Below are 14,487 nucleotides of genomic sequence, written 5' to 3'. Positions count from 1 at the left end.
AATTCGGCAAAAGAACTTGCGAAAAAAACTTCAAAAAAAAACTCAAAAAAACTTAGAAAAAAAAAGCAAAAGCAGTAAAAATGGTGAAATTGTTCTGATATAATTTTGCCTCTTTGTCGGAGCGCCCGTAGCTCAGCTGGATAGAGTACCTGGCTACGAACCAGGGGGTCGTAGGTTCGAATCCTGCCGGGCGCACCAAGTTTCACGTCACACTGAAACGCCGAACAAAGAAAATGAAAAGGCCTTTGATCATTGATCGAAGGCCTTTTTGTTTTGCGCGGACGCTTCTTTGCTTTCGTCTTCAAAGCCCCAGTTCCCAACGCTTGCCCAATCGTCGCCCAGCAGTTCAGCCGGGTGCATCGTGCGGTCGGAACCGTTGCCGCATTTCATGGCGTCGGATGCGCAGTATTGATCGCAGCCCCAGCAGACCCGTTCGGGGCGCTTGGGATGCATCGGAAATTTCTTGGCCATGCTGTGCCTCATCAGGGAATCGCTGTCGCGCAGATGCTCGCGGCCTGCCGTGGCGGGCAGCTGAAATTTCAGCGTACTGCGCGGCCCGCACCGCGTTCCTTGACTTGAAGCAAACGATGATGAAGCCCAGGGCATGAAGCAAACGTGATGAAGCAAACGTGATGAAGCAAAGGGGATGAAGCCGACAAGGGCGCAGCCGTGCCCGCTACCCAGTGCATTTTCCCGCACCGATTTGCACGATGTGGTTTTTCCATGTTATAAACACGCCTCTTTCGGGGCGCCCGTAGCTCAGCTGGATAGAGTACCTGGCTACGAACCAGGGGGTCGTAGGTTCGAATCCTGCCGGGCGCACCAACTTATATCGAACACGTGATGGCAATGCGATAAGCAACGCAATCGCGGTTCCGCCAAAGCGCAACAGCGCGTAGGCCTTGCAAGAAAACGAAGCGGCTTGATGGTCATCCATCAAGCCGCTTTTGTTTTGTCCGGGGCGGACCGTCAGACCCGTATCGTCAGACCCGTATCGTCAGACCCGTATCGTCAGACCCGCATCACCATACCCGTATCACCCGGCCCGTCTGCGCGCCTTCCACGCTGCGGCGATAGGCCAGGGCCACCCGCGATGCGGGCGCCGCTTCAAAGCCCGGAAAATACGGCCCGTAGGCCTGCATGGATTCCTGCAACACCGTCGGGCTGACCGCGTTGATCCGCAAACCTTGCAGCTCTACCGCCGCGCCGCGCACGAAGCCGTCGATGGCGGAGTTCACCGCCGATGCGTTCGCGCCATACCGGATCGGTTCGTCACTGACGATCCCGCTGGTCAGCGTGATGGACCCGCCCGCGTTCAAGTAGTGTTGCCCGATCAGCGCCACGTCCACCTGGCCCAGCAGCTTGTTGTGCAGCCCGATCTTGAACTGTTCGGCCGTCATCTCGGCCAGCGGGCCGAAGTGCATCGCGCCGGTGGTCGAGACAATGGCGTCGACCTTGCCCACGCGTTCGAACAGGTTGCGGATGCTGTCGCTGCGCGTGATGTCCACTTGGTACTGGCCGCTGGTGTTGCCCACGGCGATGATGTCGTGGCGTTGGCCGAGTTCTTCGGCAACCGCGCGGCCGATGGTGCCGGTTGCGCCGATCAGGATTAATTTCATGGAAGCCTCCGGGCCGTGCCCGTTGTTTGGTTAGCATTTGCGAAGCGCTGGCGCCGCGCCAGTGCATAGAGGCATTCTCGCTTTTCGCTATCCGTGGAAAAATCCGCACATGGTGCAAACACTTCACACTCCGGGTGCGTAATTCATGGATCGCTTGCTCAGCATGGAAGTCTTCGTGGCGGTCGTTGAGTTGGGCAGCCTGACCGCGGCGGCGGCGCGGCACGAGATGTCGGCGGCCATGGCGGCCAAGCACGTCAAGGCGCTGGAATCGCGATTGGGCCTGCGCCTGTTGAACCGCACCACGCGCCGACAAAGCCTGACCGAAGCGGGCCAAGCCTATTACGCGCGCAGCAAGACCATTCTGGAAGACATCCGCGACGCGGAGCAGGGCGCCGAGGCCTTGCGGCTGACGCCGCGTGGGCATCTGCGCATTACGTCCACGGTGACCTTCGGTTCGCTGGCGTTGACGCCGGCCATTGCCGACTATCTGTCCGTCTATCCCGACGTGAGCGTCGAGCTGGTGCTCAGCGACATGGTGGAAGACATTGTGGCCGCCCGCTACGACGTGGCGGTACGTATCGGCGAGCCGGCCGATTCTGGATTGATCGCGCGCACAATCGGCCGCTACCAAATGGTGATCTGCGCCGCGCCCGCGTACCTTGAACGCTATGGCACGCCCGCCACGCCAGACGATCTGATGCAGCATCAATGCCTGGATTTTTCGTACTGGAGCCGCCGCACGGGCTGGCAGCTGTCGGGGGACGACGGCAGCCAGGCCGGCTACCCCACCGGCCGCTTCGTGTCGAACAACGGGCAGGCGCTGCGTCAAGCCGCGCTGGCGGGCTTTGGCGTGGTGTTGCAGCCCGAGCTGTTGCTGCGTGAGGATATGCACGCCGGCCGGCTAGTGCCGATCCTGCAACCGTATTGGCCCGCCGCGCGGCCCATTACGCTGCTGTACCAGAAGGACAGGCAGGCGCTGCCCAAGCTGACCACCTTTGTGGACTTTCTGGTCGAACGCTACACACGATAGTGGCCGGCGCCCAAGGCAAGGCGCCTGTTGTCAGCGTTTTGCCGGCCTCTTACCGGCCTCTTACCGGCCTCGTCGCCGGTCCACCGCGGTCAACGAAATACCGTTCTTGATCATCCGATACGCCTGGCCCCCCAGCCACGTGACCTGCTCGCCGGAACTTGTGCGGCAGATGCAGTGCGTCTTGGGATCGAAGCGCGAGGTACCCAGCGCGGAATATGCCTCCAGGTCCGCAACGAAGCGTTCGATGCGATACAGGGTGCCGTCGGGAGATGTGACAAGCACATCGGTCAATCGTCTTGCGGTGCCGAGCATACTCAGTACCTCCAGGGGCCGTCGGTGTTGCGGCGGCAAAGCCTTGTGGACGCTTCTGCGTGTAGCGACGCGTGCGCGTGTGGCGCGTTTGCGGCACTACCGAAGGCGGCCTCCAAACAAAGAATCATCAAGCTGGTCGGGTGACACGCCCAGCGCCTCGGAGATGCGGTCCAGCACTATCTGCCGTGGGCGTGGCCGTGGCCGTTCCAGTTCAATGTATATGGAATGATCAACGCCAAGGCGGGCAGCCATATCAGCGGTAGTGATATTGAGGTGCTCGCGCCACGCGCGTATCAGACTCCAATCGTTGCCGGTTTTTAAGTTGACGACAGCTAGTGGTAGGGGGTTGTGTCCGACGGCCAGTCTGTGGTGCGGGCCTGCCGGGCTGGGGTCGAGCACATTGCGTTTGGTGGCGCCGCTTTTGCGGGGTTCGCCACGAGGCGTTGTGACATCGGGTTCTGCGGTGAATATAGCGCCGCCGTTGATTTGCCGATACTGATCATTGCCGATCCAGGAGATTGCCTCGCCGTTATCGAGCATGCACTCGCAATCCAGGTGGTAATTGCTGGGAACGCTCTCAAGTTTGGCAATGGTTTCCGTGGTCGTGGCGTGGCGCACCACACGATGCAATGCGCCGTCGGATGAACGCACGAATACGTCGGGAAGTCTCCAGGAAAATGGGATGATGATCTCCACGGTCAAAGCCACTTTGCCACTGTAGCCCGGTGGCAAAACGGTGAGATTTGGGGTTTCCCCTCGGCTGTTGTGGCTAGTTCGTTTCTACTCGATCTTCAACGTAAAGATCTTCACAAATGTTCACGGTGCCTGATCGCCCTTTAACCCTTCATCGCGTTGATCGAAGGCGGCCGCCAGCACGCGCGGCATGATGTCGGCGGCGGCGCCATGCAGATTGCAGTGCGCATGCGCGTCCAGCGGTGTGGCGTTGGGATTGACCTGCACGACCGTGGCGCCGGCGGCCAGTGCGCGCTGCGGCAGTTCGGCGGCGGGATACACCAGCGCCGACGTGCCGATACTGAACAGCAGGTCGCATTGCTGCGCGGCGTGCAACGCCGTGCTCCAGGCGTCCGACGGCAAGCTCTCGCCAAACCACACCACGCCGGGCCGCACGGGGGCGCCGCACTGTGTGCAGGCGGGCGGCGGAATGCGGCGGCCTTCGTCGGCGTTGCTGGCGGCGTGGGTGTCGGCTTGGGTGTCGGCGTAGGTGTCGGCATTGCTGCCAGCGCGGGTCTCAGCATGGGTCTCAGCATGGGTCTCAGCATGGGCCTCGGCGTGCGTTTCGATTTCCGAGCTAACCGTTGCCGGGCCGTCGTCGACAACGTGTGGCGCGCCGCATGCCGAGCAGCGTGGGGCGTGCAGGCTGCCGTGCAGATGCACCACTTTGGTGGCCCCCGCGCGCTCGTGCAGATCGTCCACGTTCTGGGTGATGATCGTCAGCGCGGGCACGTGGCGTTGCAGCGCGGCGATGGCGTAGTGCGCGGCGTTTGGCGCGGCGCGCAGCACTTGCGCCCGGCGCCACTCGTACCAGCCCCACACGATGTCAGGATGCTCGCGAAACGCTTGCGGCGTGGCAAGCGCCTGCGCGTCAAAGCGCGACCACAATCCTGTCAACGCATCGCGAAACGTCGCGATGCCGCTTTCCGCCGACACGCCGGCCCCCGTGAATACAACGACGCGCTGCGCGTTGCGCAATGCCTCGATCAGGGCAGGCGGAATATCGTGATGCGTATTTTTCATTTCAAACCTTCAGGACAGTTCGATACGCTGCGCGCGGGGGCGCCTGCCTGTCAAGCTCGCGCTGTGATGGGCACCCGTGATGGGCACCCGCGATGTGCCCCGGCGATGTGCACCCGTAATGTGTACCCGTAATGTGCGCGTGCGCAAGCATCCCGAATGATGGATACTGCTTTTCTCATCTGGGATTTCCCCTCCCGCACTGGAGACCCGCAATGCCCGAATCCGCCGCCGGTCTGGACCGGCTTCGCCACTTTATCGCCACTGCCACCCGCCTGGCCGGCGCAGACTCCCTGGCGCAAACGCCCGCCCTGCAAGAGGCGTTTGCCGATCTGGTGCGCCACGATGACTGGCTGCCCGAGGCCTGTACCGCCCCGCATCCGCAGTATTACCAGCAATATCTGCTGCACTGCGACCCCTTGGAACGTTTTTCGCTGGTCAGCTTTGTGTGGGGCCCGGGCCAGTCCACGCCCGTGCACGACCATGAAGTGTGGGGCTATGTGGGCATGCTGCGAGGCGCTGAAATCAACCAACGCTACGTGCGCCACGCAGACGGCAGCATCGAAACCGCCGGCGAACCCACCACCCTGCGGCCCGGCGACATCGAACGGCTGGACCCCGCCCAGGGCGACATCCACCGCGTGTCGAACGCCTTCGCGGACCAGGTGTCGATCAGCGTGCACCTGTACGGCGGCAACATCGGCGCGGTGTCGCGCCATGTCTACGATCCTCAGACGGGGCAGCCCAAGCCTTTCGTGTCCGGCTATTCCTCGGCCAACCTGCCGAACCTTTGGGACCGGTCTGCCGCCGTGCGCGCCACCATCCCGGGGTTGAAAGCCTGAGCGTGGCGCGTGTGACGCACGTTGTCCGGCGGCCGCTGCCCGTGCTATGTTCGCGTCCTAAATATTAGGAAATACAAAGATGGACAAGACGCTGCTCAAGGGCCTGATGGTATTGGAAGCGGTGACCGACGTGGACAACCCGCCGCGCACCATCGACGCCCTGGCCGCGCGGGTCGGGCTCACGCGCAGCAACACGCATCGCACGCTGCAAACGTTGATCCACGCCGGCTACGTCATCAAGGACGATGACGGCGGTGGCTACCGTGGCGCGGTGCGCCTGTTTGAATTGGCCGCGCGGCAGCTTGCCCAACTGGACGTACGCAAGCTGGCCGCGCCGTTCATGCGCACGCTGGCGGACCAGACGGGCGAGACGGTGCATTTGTCGGTGCTGGACGGATTCGATGTGGTCTACGTGGACAAGATCGACAGCCCGCAACCGATACGCGCGTATTCCATGGTGGGCGGCCGCGCGCCCGCCTATGCGGTGGCCACCGGCAAGGCGCTGCTGGCCTATCAGCCCGAAGGCTATGTCGAGCGCTATGCCGAACAACTGGTGCGCCACACGCCGTCGACCATTGTTTCCATGCCCCTGCTGAAAGACGAACTGCGCAAGATCGCGCGCGCCGGATATGCCGTGAACCGCGGCGAATGGCGCGAGGGCGTGGGCGGCCTGGCCGTGACGCTGTTCAACAGCCTGGACCAGGCGGTGGCGGCGGTGGGCATCTCCGGCCCGCTTGACCGCCTTAGCGCGGCCAGGATGAAGCAGCTGGCGCCGGATGTGTCGGCCTGTGCGCAGTCCATTTCGCAAGGGATGGGCTACCGGCGAGGCTATCTGAATCAATAGCATCCGTGCGCGGCGACAGCGCCGCGGCGATGCGCATGGCCTGGTCGCGCGCCAGCCGCGCATTCACATCCATGGACGTGGTCCAGAAATACGTGCCGCCGGCAAGGCTGCCCAATACCGACACCTGTTCCCACACCGCACCCTGCGCGTTCCTGACGCAGCCCGTGTCGAAGTCCAGCGCCAGTCCGCCAAACGGGTCCGACACCGCGTGGCCGTCGCGTATCAAGCCGGCCACCAGCGCATCGTCGGTGCGCGCCACGTCCACCGAAAAACTGGTGGCGTTGATGAGGGCGTCGCTGCGATGCTCGGCGTTGCCGTCTGGCATGCTTAGCCGGGTATGGAACTGACCGGTGCCTGCGTCATGGCGGCTGTCCACGAAGCCCGCGCGCACTTGCAACTGACCTGTCTTGAACAGCGCTTGCAGCTTCAAGGCGTTGCGCATGGGGAAGGTGGCGCGGCGTGCCATCCACAGCGCACGCCAGCGCGATTGAAAGCGGTGGCGTTCCGTGTCGGGCAGCAGGCGCCAGATTTCGTCCACCGCTGCATTGGTGGCGGCGGCCACGGCCTGCCAGGGGCGCGCGGCTTGCGACGACCGGCGTATCTCGTCGTCCAGGGCGCGCGCCGCGTCGGTGGCCAGGCCGAAGATCTCGTCGGCGTCCAACGCGCCGCCCATGGCCCGCACTTCATCTTGCAAAGCCTGCGCAATGACCTCTAGCGATAAGGCGCCGCCGTGCCGCATGGCAAGCGCCACGGCGCCTTCACGGCTAAGGTGGCGCAGCGCCGTCGGGGGCTGGTTGTGCGGGCTGCGCACCGACGGCAACCGGCCATTGCGCGACACGCACAACAGCGGGCCGCGATGGCCTGCTTGCTGCAAGGCCGCCACCGCGTCCACCGCGCTGAGGCTGGTGCCGACGATGCAGACGGACGCATCGGGTGCGATCCGGGCCGCCAGATCAGCGACGGGGTAGGGGCTGTTGAAATAGCCCGGCGCGTCGCGAAGCGCGGGGAAGGCTTGCGACGGCAAGTTGCCATTGCACAGGACGGCATAACGGGCCACGCACGGGGGCGCGCCGTCGGGCTCGACGTACACCGTGCCGTCCGCCAGCGGCAACACGCGCCGCACGCGGCAGGGTACATGAGCCAGCGCGATGCCCAGTGCATGCGCAAGGTCCCGACAGCGCGCGTAGACCGCGCGCAGATAGGCGCCGAACAGCGGGCGGGGAAGAAAGTCGGAGGGCTGAATATCGGTCACGCCATATCCACGCAACCAGGCGGGGTCCTGCGCGCGCAGCCACTCGACAAAGTCCAGGCGATGATCCGCCCGCGCCGACATATTGCCTGCGGGGATGTTCAACAGATTGCTGGGCAGGTCTTCCTGATAGGCGCCGCCGGGGCCGGGCTCCGCTTGCGGTTCGAATAGCGACACGGTCAGCGATACGGATCGCGACGCCGCCAGCGGGCACGGCACGCCTTGCGCTTGCCATGACAACAGCAACTGATACAGGAAGCTAACGGCGACCGAGCCGCCGCCCACGATGGCGACGTCGACCGGCAACCGCGTATCACCGCCCAGGCCCATCTGGGCCGTGCCCGGCTTCACGTGAGCGTCGCTCATTTGGCGGCCGACATGCGCACCACGTCGCCCCAGCGCGCCACCTCCTGCTTCAGCACACGGCTGGTGTCGGCGGGCGAAGTGGCTACCGCATCCGCGCCCAGCTTCAACGCGGCCTGCTGCACCGAAGGCATCGCGGCGGCTTTCTGCATGCCGGCCGACAGCTTGTCCACCACGTCGGGCGGCGTGCCGGCGGGCGCCAGCAAGGCGTAGGCGGTTGCCACGGAATAATCCTTTACGCCTTGTTCCATCAACGTGGGCAGGTCGGGCAGCGCGGTGGCGCGCTTGGCGGTGGTCACGCCCAGCAGACGGATCTTGCCGCTGGCCACCTGGGGCAGCAGGGCGGGCAGGGTTTCGATAACCATGTCGATCTGGCCGCCCAGCAAATCGGTAATGGCAGGGCCGCTGCCGCGATACGGCACATGCATCAAGCGCGTGCCCGTCACCACCTGGAACAGCTCGCCCGCCATGTGCTGAGAGGTGCCGGGGCCGGCCGAGCCAAACGTGATGGTGCCCGGCTTGCTCTTGGCCAGCGCGATCAGCTCCTGCACGTTGTTGGCGGGCACCTTGCTGTTGACGGCAACGGCCATCGGCATGCTGGTGGCCATGGAAACGCCGACGAAGGCGGTGGCGAAGTCGTAGCCTGGCTTGTCGGGCATGGCCGCGTGGATGGCGTGGCTGCCCACCGCGCCCATCAGCAGCGTGTAGCCATCGGGGGCGGACTTGGCGACGTATTCCGCGCCGATCTCACCGCCCGCGCCCGCCTTGTTTTCAACCACCACGCCTTGTCCCAGGAAGTCTCCCAGGTGCTGCGCATAGATGCGGGCCGCGGCATCGGTGGCGCCGCCCGGCGGAAAGGGCACGACCATGCGTACCGGTTTGGCCGGCCAGGTCTGGGCTGGGGCCGGGGCGGCCGCCAGGGCAAGTACCGCGCCCGCCAGGGCAATGCGCCATGTCTGCTTCATGAATGTCTCTCCTTGGTGTGATCAAACCGTCAGACGTGTACCGGCCCGTGTCGACCGTGCCCGGCACCGCTGCGACTCGTTTTTATAAATCCTAAAATATAGGACTCGTATTCCAAAAGATGGTTTACGTAGAATTCCACACGGTGATATGCTGGTCAACAATTAAGCGCAGCACCTAGGGATTGCACTAGGAAACATGCGGAAACCTGGCGCTTGGTATCGGGCGACAGGCATGATGCCATCGACGAAAGCCGCGCTCTTATATTATTTTTTGCATCCCAAATATTGAATTTTCATAATGAGAGGTCAGACATGACACCCAGTTCGGCACTGGCCGGCATCACCGTGCTTGAAATTTGCAACGTCGCGGCGGGACCCTTCTGCGGCATGTTGTTGGCGGATATGGGCGCCGACGTCATCAAGGTTGAAAACCCGGAGGGCGGCGACACGCTGCGCAGCTGGCCGCCCATTTCCAACGGCTATAGCGAGAACTTCGCGTCGCTGAACCGCAATAAAAAGTCGGTGACGCTGAACCTGAAAGACCCCGCCGACCTGGCACTGGCGCGCGAACTGGCGCAAACCGTTGACGTGCTGATCGAAAACAACCGGCCCGGCGTGATGGACCGCCTGGTGCTGGGTTATGCGCAGTTGCGCAAGGCTAATCCCAAGCTGGTGTATTGCTCGATCTCGGCCTACGGCCAATCGGGGCCGCGCTCGCAAGAAGGGGGGTTCGACCTGACCATCCAGGCCATGAGCGGCATCATGAGTGTGACGGGCGAAGCCGGCGGCGAACCCGTGAAATGCGGCGTGCCGGTAGCCGACTTTTCGGCCGGGCTGTACGGCGCGTTTGCGATTGCGTCGGCGTTGCGCGCGGCGCAGGCCAGCGGGCAGGGCACGCATATCGATGTGCCGATGCTGGGCGCCACGCTGGGCATCGCCGCGTTGCAGACGTCGGAATTTTTCGGCAGCGGTAAAGACCCCGTGAAGCTGGGCTCGGCCCATCCGCGCAACGCACCGTATCAGGCGTTTCGTTGCAAGGGCGGTTACTTCGGCATGGCGGCCGGCAACCAGGCCTTGTGGAAAAGCGTATGCGCCACCGTGGGCCGCGACGACCTGCTGGCCGACCCGCGCTTTACCGACACCAGCGCGCGCGCCCGCCACCAGACGGACCTGCGCGAAATCCTGGAGGCCATCTTCGCCACCGAAGACGCACAGACCTGGTTGACGCGCTTTCGCGCGGCGGGCGTGCCGTGCGCGCCCATCAACACCTATTCCGAAGTGCTGGCCGACCCGCAGGTGGAACACATGGGCTGGGTGCAGCCCGTGGAATTGCCCAACGGCGTGCAGACGCGAACCTTCGGCCTGCCCGTGCGCTTTGATGGTCAGACCACGGCGCTGCGCCTGCGTCCGCCCGCGCTGGGCGAGCACAACGACGAAGTGCTGGGCGCGTTGCGTGCGGCCAGGAAAGGGGTGCCGGCATGAGCGGCGTGTTGCGTATCGACAAGCAGGGCGCGCGCCATGTGCTGACGCTGACGCGCGCTGAAAAAATGAATGCGTTGTCCGCCGAGCTGGTGGACGCGCTGATCGCCGCGCTGGACGAGGCCGAGGCGCAGGGCGCCAAGCTGATCGTGATCAAGGGCGAAGGCAAGAACTTCAGCGCCGGCTTTGACTTTGGCGACTGGCAGACGCAAAGCGAAGGCGACCTGCTGCTGCGCTTCGTGCGCATCGAGACCTTGCTGCAACGCCTGGCCGCGTCACCGTGCCTGACGGTGGCGCTGGCGCACGGCCGCAACTTTGGCGCGGGCGTGGACCTGTTCGGCGCGTGCAAGTGGCGCATCAGCGCGCCCGACGCCACCTTCCGTATGCCGGGCCTGAAGTTCGGACTGGTGCTGGGCACGCGCCGCTTTGCCGCGCTGGTGGGCGCCGAACGCGCCCGCACCGTGTTGGAACAGGCGGCCACGTTCAACGCCGAAGAAGCGCTGCGCGATGGCTTTGCGACGCGCCTGGCCGTTGCCCAGGAATGGGCCGACATTGAACAGCAGGCGGCGGAAACGGCGGTCGCGCTGACCGACGCCAGTCGCATTCAGCTGTATGCCGCGCTGTCCCAGGAAACGCCCGACGCCGACCTGGCGCGCCTGGTGCGTTCGGCGGCGGCGCCCGGCTTGAAGGACCGCGTGGCGGCTTACCTGCAAGCGCGCTAAGGGCACAGGAACCTGCAAGGGAGAGGAAGACGATGGCTTCGGGATTCAACCAAAAGAACAAGCAGTGCACGGTGGCCGAGCTGGCCGCGCTGGTGCCCGATGGCGCGTCGATCGCGCTGGGCGGCAGCTTTCTGCATCGCGGCCCGTTCGCGTTCGTGCGCGAACTGATCCGGCAAGGCAAGCGCGACCTGGAACTGGTCAAGCAATCGCCCGGGTATGACGTGGACATTTTGTGCCGCGCCGGCGTGCTGCGCCGCGTGCGCGCGGGCATCGTCGCCATGGAAGGCAATTTCGGCCTGGCGCCCTGGTATCGGCGCGCGGTGGAACAGCGCCAGATCGAACTGGAAGAACACGCTTGCGCCAGCCTCACGGCGGGCTTGCGGGCGGCGGCGTTCGGCGTGCCGTTTCAACCCTGCGGCGGCCTGCATGGCAGCGGCCTGCCGGAACTGAACGGCTGGGCCTGCCTGGACGACCCTTATGGCAGCGATCAGAAAACGTATGTGGTGCCGGCGATTCGCCCCGACTTCGCGGTGATCCAGGCGTCCGAGGTGGACGCGCTGGGCAATGTGCGCGTGCACGGCACCGCGCATTGGGACCGCATCATGTCGCGCGCGGCGGGCAGCGTGCTGGTGGTGGCGGAAAAGCGGGTCGACAGCGCCGTGTTCGAAGCGCAACCCGAATCCACGCTGGTGCCGTACTTCATGGTGCAGGCCTACGCCGTGGCACCGGGCAGTGCGTGGCCCGGGTCGTGCTGGCCCGACTACGCCATCGACTATCCGGCGGTGGAAGCCTACATGGACAAGAACAGCGATCTACAAGCGCATCTGGCCGCCGCGCCCGAAGCACAAGGGGGCAATCATGGCTGAACAGTGGTCGGGCTTTTCCTACATCGTGACGAACCTGGCGCGCTTCATCCGGCCAGATGAAATCACCTTCAGCGGCGTCAATTCCACCATGCCGATGCTGGCGTGCCTGCTGGCCAAGCGCGCCTATGACTGGGACTTCGTCTACATCAACGTGGCGGGCGGCGTGAACCCGCGCCCCTCGCACATTCCCATTTCAAGTTCCGACCCGGTGTTGGCCGAACACACCGCGTCGATCTTCTCGAACGAAGATTTCTACGACCTGTGCACGCGCGGCCGCATGGACCTGACCTTTCTGGGCGCGGCCCAGATTGACGGCGCGGGCTGCGCCAATAACTCCTGCATCGGCGACTGGCACGCGCCCAAGGTGCGCTTGCCCGGCGGCGGCGGGGGCGCGGTGATGCTGCCCACGGCCAGGCGCGCCTGCACCTGGCGCACGGAGCATTCGCGGCGCACCTTCGTGCCCAAGCTGGACTTCATGACATCGTGGGGCGGCTTTCATGGGGTGGTGACACCCATCGCGGTGTTCATCAAGCGCGACGGGCGCTTGGCGCTGCAATCCTGGCATCCGGAATCCAGCCTGTCGGAAGTGCGCGAGCGCACCGGCTTTGAGTTCGATGCGACCGGCGCGGCGCCGACTGAACCGCCGACCGAGCAAGAGGCTCGCGCGCTGCGCGAACTGGACGCCGACGGCCAATTTGAACGCGACGCCGCCGTTGCGCTGCGCTAGGGAGGCCGCCATGACTCTTGCCGAACCGACGCTGGTCGCGGCGTTTGCGCGTGCCTGGCGCCAGCCGGAGTGGGCATCGCGCACCGCCATCGTCACGGCCGACACGACGGTGACGTATGCCGACCTGCACCAGCGCGTGGCGCGCATCGCGGATGGCATCCGCGCGGCGGGCGTGGCGCCGGGCAGCTATGTCGCCATCGCCATGGAGCGGTCGCTGGAGCAGGTGTTGACCCTACTGGGCGTGATGGCGGCGGGGGCATGCCCCTGCCCGTTGGAACCCCGCTTGTCGGCCGAGGAAACGGCGCGCCGCGTCGCGGCGGTGGGCCTGACCTGGCTGCTGCACGACAAGCCCAATGCCGCGACGGCGGCGGCCAGCGGCCTGGCTCCGGCGCGGGTGCTGGAGGCGGCAAGCGTGGCAAGCGTGGCCGACGTGGCGAGCGTGGCCGACGTGGCGAACATGGCGAACATGGCGAACATGGCGAACGTGGCGGGCGGGGCAACTGTGGCGGACGTGGCGGACCCGGCAACTGTGGCCGATCTGGCGCGCCCGGCACATCCCGCGCGTCCGGACTACGCGCCGGCGCTCGGATGCGCCGACCAGATCTTGCCCGATGCACCCGGCCTGTTGCTGTTCACCTCCGGCAGCACCGGCAACCCCAAGGGCGTGTTGCTCAGCCATCGGGGCTTGGCCAACAATGCGCGCGGCGTGTTGGCGCATACCGGCCTGACGCCTGACGACCGCTTGCTGCACGTGATGCCGCTGCATCACACCAACGCCTTGAACAACCAGATCTTCGCGCCGTTGCTGGCGGGCGCCAGCGTGGCGTTGGCCGGCCGCTTTCGCGCCGACGACATGCCGGGCTTGCTGGGCACGTTCCGGCCCACGATCATCACGGGCGTGCCCACGATGTACGCGCGCATGCTGGAACTGGAGTTCGATGCCGCCAGCCTGGCCGGCCTGCGCTTTGCGCGCTGCGGATCGGCGCCGATCACCGAAGCGCTGCATCGGCGCATCGAAGCATTCCTGGGCTGCCCGCTGGTGGTGTCCTACGGGCTGTCAGAGGCCACCTGCACGTCCACGATGAACCCGCCCGACGCCCGCCGCGTGGGCTCGGTGGGCACCGTGCTGGCCGGCCAAAGCGTCACGCTGCGATTGCCGGACGGCGCCGAAGCCGCGCCCGGCGGCGAAGGCGAAATCTGCATCGCGGGCGACAGCCTGATGCTGGGCTACCTGGGCGTGGACAACGGCAACGATGGCGCGCAGGCGCTGTTGCGCACGGGCGACCTGGGGCGCTTCGACGACGCCGGCTACCTCAGCATCACGGGCCGCATCAAAGACGTCATCATTCGTGGCGGCGAGAATATTTCGCCCGCCTTGATTGAAGGCGTGGTGACGGGGCTGCCCTTTGTTGCCGCGTGCTGCGTCGTGGGCGCGCCGGACGATGACCTGGGCGAAGTGCCGGTGATCTTCGCGCAACCCCAGGCCGATGCCACGGCGGGCGCGCAGGAAGCCGCCGCGCTGCAAGCGGAAGTGCAGTCTCGGCTGGGGCGGATCTACGTGCCGCGCGACGTGTTCTGGGTCGAGCGGCTGCCGGAAAACGCCGTGGGCAAGGTCGACCGCAAGGCGCTGGCCGGCATGGTGTCACGCAAGCCCGAGCACGCGTGATCCCTCTGCTGCAAGCACGTTGACCCCAAGCGGCCCAGTGGCGCATCCACC

15 protein-coding genes and 2 tRNA genes are annotated in these 14,487 nt (G+C 65.2%); 10 read left to right on the top strand and 7 right to left on the bottom strand.

Features of this window, described 5'->3' with window-relative positions; genetic code table 11:
* Window positions 1–121: 121 nt before the first annotated feature.
* Window positions 122–198, top strand: a tRNA-Arg gene (locus YH64_RS11175).
* A 51-nt stretch (window positions 199–249) separates the two neighbouring features.
* Here the strand turns inward: YH64_RS11175 and YH64_RS11170 are convergent.
* Entirely contained in the window at window positions 250–471 is a 222-nt protein-coding gene (locus YH64_RS11170; RefSeq protein WP_046804156.1) for a DUF3079 domain-containing protein, read from the bottom strand.
* Window positions 472–748: 277 nt separating this feature from the next.
* On the opposite strand from YH64_RS11170, the gene YH64_RS11165 reads away from it, so the two are divergent.
* Window positions 749–825: transfer RNA gene (locus YH64_RS11165), tRNA-Arg, on the top strand.
* A gap of 197 nt (window positions 826–1,022) precedes the next feature.
* Here YH64_RS11165 and YH64_RS11160 read toward each other — a convergent pair.
* On the bottom strand, window positions 1,023–1,619 hold the full coding sequence (locus YH64_RS11160) for a short chain dehydrogenase (protein WP_046804155.1): 597 nt from the start codon (window positions 1,617–1,619) through the stop codon (window positions 1,023–1,025).
* Between the two features lie 145 nt (window positions 1,620–1,764).
* On the opposite strand from YH64_RS11160, the gene YH64_RS11155 reads away from it, so the two are divergent.
* A complete protein-coding gene (locus YH64_RS11155; protein ID WP_046804154.1) occupies window positions 1,765–2,649 on the top strand; it encodes a LysR family transcriptional regulator in 885 nt (294 codons plus the stop codon).
* 60 nt (window positions 2,650–2,709) lie between these two features.
* Here the strand turns inward: YH64_RS11155 and YH64_RS11150 are convergent, their stop codons facing one another.
* The 3 genes from YH64_RS11150 to YH64_RS11140 form a co-directional block, all read right to left on the bottom strand.
* Window positions 2,710–2,961: a hypothetical protein gene (locus YH64_RS11150; protein ID WP_185975366.1), complete on the bottom strand. Its 252-nt coding sequence runs from the start codon at window positions 2,959–2,961 to the stop codon at window positions 2,710–2,712.
* A 96-nt stretch (window positions 2,962–3,057) separates the two neighbouring features.
* Window positions 3,058–3,657 carry a helix-turn-helix domain-containing protein gene (locus YH64_RS11145; protein WP_046804203.1) on the bottom strand — a complete coding sequence of 200 codons (600 nt, stop codon included), beginning with the start codon at window positions 3,655–3,657 and terminating at the stop codon, window positions 3,058–3,060.
* Window positions 3,658–3,777: 120 nt separating this feature from the next.
* Window positions 3,778–4,716 carry an NAD-dependent deacylase gene (locus tag YH64_RS11140; RefSeq protein ID WP_046804152.1) on the bottom strand — a complete coding sequence of 313 codons (939 nt, stop codon included), beginning with the start codon at window positions 4,714–4,716 and terminating at the stop codon, window positions 3,778–3,780.
* Between the two features lie 212 nt (window positions 4,717–4,928).
* Here YH64_RS11140 and YH64_RS11135 point away from each other — a divergent pair, with 212 nt between their 5' ends.
* Both YH64_RS11135 and YH64_RS11130 read left to right on the top strand, forming a co-directional pair.
* Complete coding sequence (locus YH64_RS11135; protein ID WP_046804151.1) at window positions 4,929–5,555, top strand: cysteine dioxygenase; 627 nt, start codon at window positions 4,929–4,931, stop codon at window positions 5,553–5,555.
* Between the two features lie 79 nt (window positions 5,556–5,634).
* On the top strand, window positions 5,635–6,399 hold the full coding sequence (locus YH64_RS11130; RefSeq protein ID WP_082134423.1) for an IclR family transcriptional regulator: 765 nt from the start codon (window positions 5,635–5,637) through the stop codon (window positions 6,397–6,399).
* On the opposite strand, the gene YH64_RS11125 is transcribed toward YH64_RS11130, so the two are convergent.
* Window positions 6,299–8,014 (bottom strand): FAD/NAD(P)-binding protein, encoded by a 1,716-nt coding sequence (locus YH64_RS11125; protein ID WP_255444327.1) that lies wholly within the window; start codon window positions 8,012–8,014, stop codon window positions 6,299–6,301. The genes YH64_RS11130 and YH64_RS11125 overlap by 101 nt on opposite strands.
* Complete coding sequence (locus YH64_RS11120) at window positions 8,011–8,976, bottom strand: tripartite tricarboxylate transporter substrate binding protein (protein ID WP_046804149.1); 966 nt, start codon at window positions 8,974–8,976, stop codon at window positions 8,011–8,013. Before YH64_RS11120 ends, YH64_RS11125 begins: the two co-directional genes overlap by 4 nt.
* 312 nt (window positions 8,977–9,288) lie before the next feature.
* Here YH64_RS11120 and YH64_RS11115 point away from each other — a divergent pair, with 312 nt between their 5' ends.
* The 5 genes from YH64_RS11115 to YH64_RS11095 are packed head-to-tail and all read left to right on the top strand — an operon-like array spanning window position 9,289 to window position 14,436.
* Window positions 9,289–10,458, top strand: a complete 1,170-nt coding sequence (locus YH64_RS11115; protein WP_046804148.1) for a CaiB/BaiF CoA-transferase family protein — start codon at window positions 9,289–9,291, stop codon at window positions 10,456–10,458.
* A complete protein-coding gene (locus YH64_RS11110) occupies window positions 10,455–11,177 on the top strand; it encodes an enoyl-CoA hydratase/isomerase family protein (protein WP_046804147.1) in 723 nt (240 codons plus the stop codon). The genes YH64_RS11115 and YH64_RS11110 overlap by 4 nt, the downstream gene beginning before the upstream one ends.
* A 32-nt stretch (window positions 11,178–11,209) precedes the next feature.
* On the top strand, window positions 11,210–12,043 hold the full coding sequence (locus tag YH64_RS11105) for a CoA transferase subunit A (protein ID WP_046804146.1): 834 nt from the start codon (window positions 11,210–11,212) through the stop codon (window positions 12,041–12,043).
* Entirely contained in the window at window positions 12,036–12,770 is a 735-nt protein-coding gene (locus tag YH64_RS11100) for a CoA-transferase subunit beta (protein WP_046804145.1), read from the top strand. The genes YH64_RS11105 and YH64_RS11100 overlap by 8 nt, the downstream gene beginning before the upstream one ends.
* Before the next feature lie 10 nt (window positions 12,771–12,780).
* Entirely contained in the window at window positions 12,781–14,436 is a 1,656-nt protein-coding gene (locus tag YH64_RS11095; RefSeq protein WP_046804144.1) for a class I adenylate-forming enzyme family protein, read from the top strand.
* The last annotated feature ends 51 nt before the right edge of the window (window positions 14,437–14,487 follow it).

It is taken from the genome of Achromobacter sp. LC458 (genome assembly GCF_001005835.2).
GTDB classification, from domain to species: domain Bacteria; phylum Pseudomonadota; class Gammaproteobacteria; order Burkholderiales; family Burkholderiaceae_B; genus Achromobacter; species Achromobacter spanius_B.
This window is presented reverse-complemented; position numbering and strand designations above follow the sequence as displayed.

Coding starts and splice junctions, on each gene's coding strand:
- YH64_RS11170 (WP_046804156.1), bottom strand. CDS start 471: ATGGCCAAGAAATTTCCGATGCATCCCAAGCGCCCCGAACGGGTCTGC.
- YH64_RS11160 (WP_046804155.1), bottom strand. CDS start 1,619: ATGAAATTAATCCTGATCGGCGCAACCGGCACCATCGGCCGCGCGGTT.
- YH64_RS11155 (WP_046804154.1), top strand. CDS start 1,765: ATGGATCGCTTGCTCAGCATGGAAGTCTTCGTGGCGGTCGTTGAGTTG.
- YH64_RS11150 (WP_185975366.1), bottom strand. CDS start 2,961: ATGCTCGGCACCGCAAGACGATTGACCGATGTGCTTGTCACATCTCCC.
- YH64_RS11140 (WP_046804152.1), bottom strand. CDS start 4,716: ATGAAAAATACGCATCACGATATTCCGCCTGCCCTGATCGAGGCATTG.
- YH64_RS11135 (WP_046804151.1), top strand. CDS start 4,929: ATGCCCGAATCCGCCGCCGGTCTGGACCGGCTTCGCCACTTTATCGCC.
- YH64_RS11130 (WP_082134423.1), top strand. CDS start 5,635: ATGGACAAGACGCTGCTCAAGGGCCTGATGGTATTGGAAGCGGTGACC.
- YH64_RS11125 (WP_255444327.1), bottom strand. CDS start 8,014: ATGAGCGACGCTCACGTGAAGCCGGGCACGGCCCAGATGGGCCTGGGC.
- YH64_RS11120 (WP_046804149.1), bottom strand. CDS start 8,976: ATGAAGCAGACATGGCGCATTGCCCTGGCGGGCGCGGTACTTGCCCTG.
- YH64_RS11115 (WP_046804148.1), top strand. CDS start 9,289: ATGACACCCAGTTCGGCACTGGCCGGCATCACCGTGCTTGAAATTTGC.
- YH64_RS11110 (WP_046804147.1), top strand. CDS start 10,455: ATGAGCGGCGTGTTGCGTATCGACAAGCAGGGCGCGCGCCATGTGCTG.
- YH64_RS11105 (WP_046804146.1), top strand. CDS start 11,210: ATGGCTTCGGGATTCAACCAAAAGAACAAGCAGTGCACGGTGGCCGAG.
- YH64_RS11100 (WP_046804145.1), top strand. CDS start 12,036: ATGGCTGAACAGTGGTCGGGCTTTTCCTACATCGTGACGAACCTGGCG.
- YH64_RS11095 (WP_046804144.1), top strand. CDS start 12,781: ATGACTCTTGCCGAACCGACGCTGGTCGCGGCGTTTGCGCGTGCCTGG.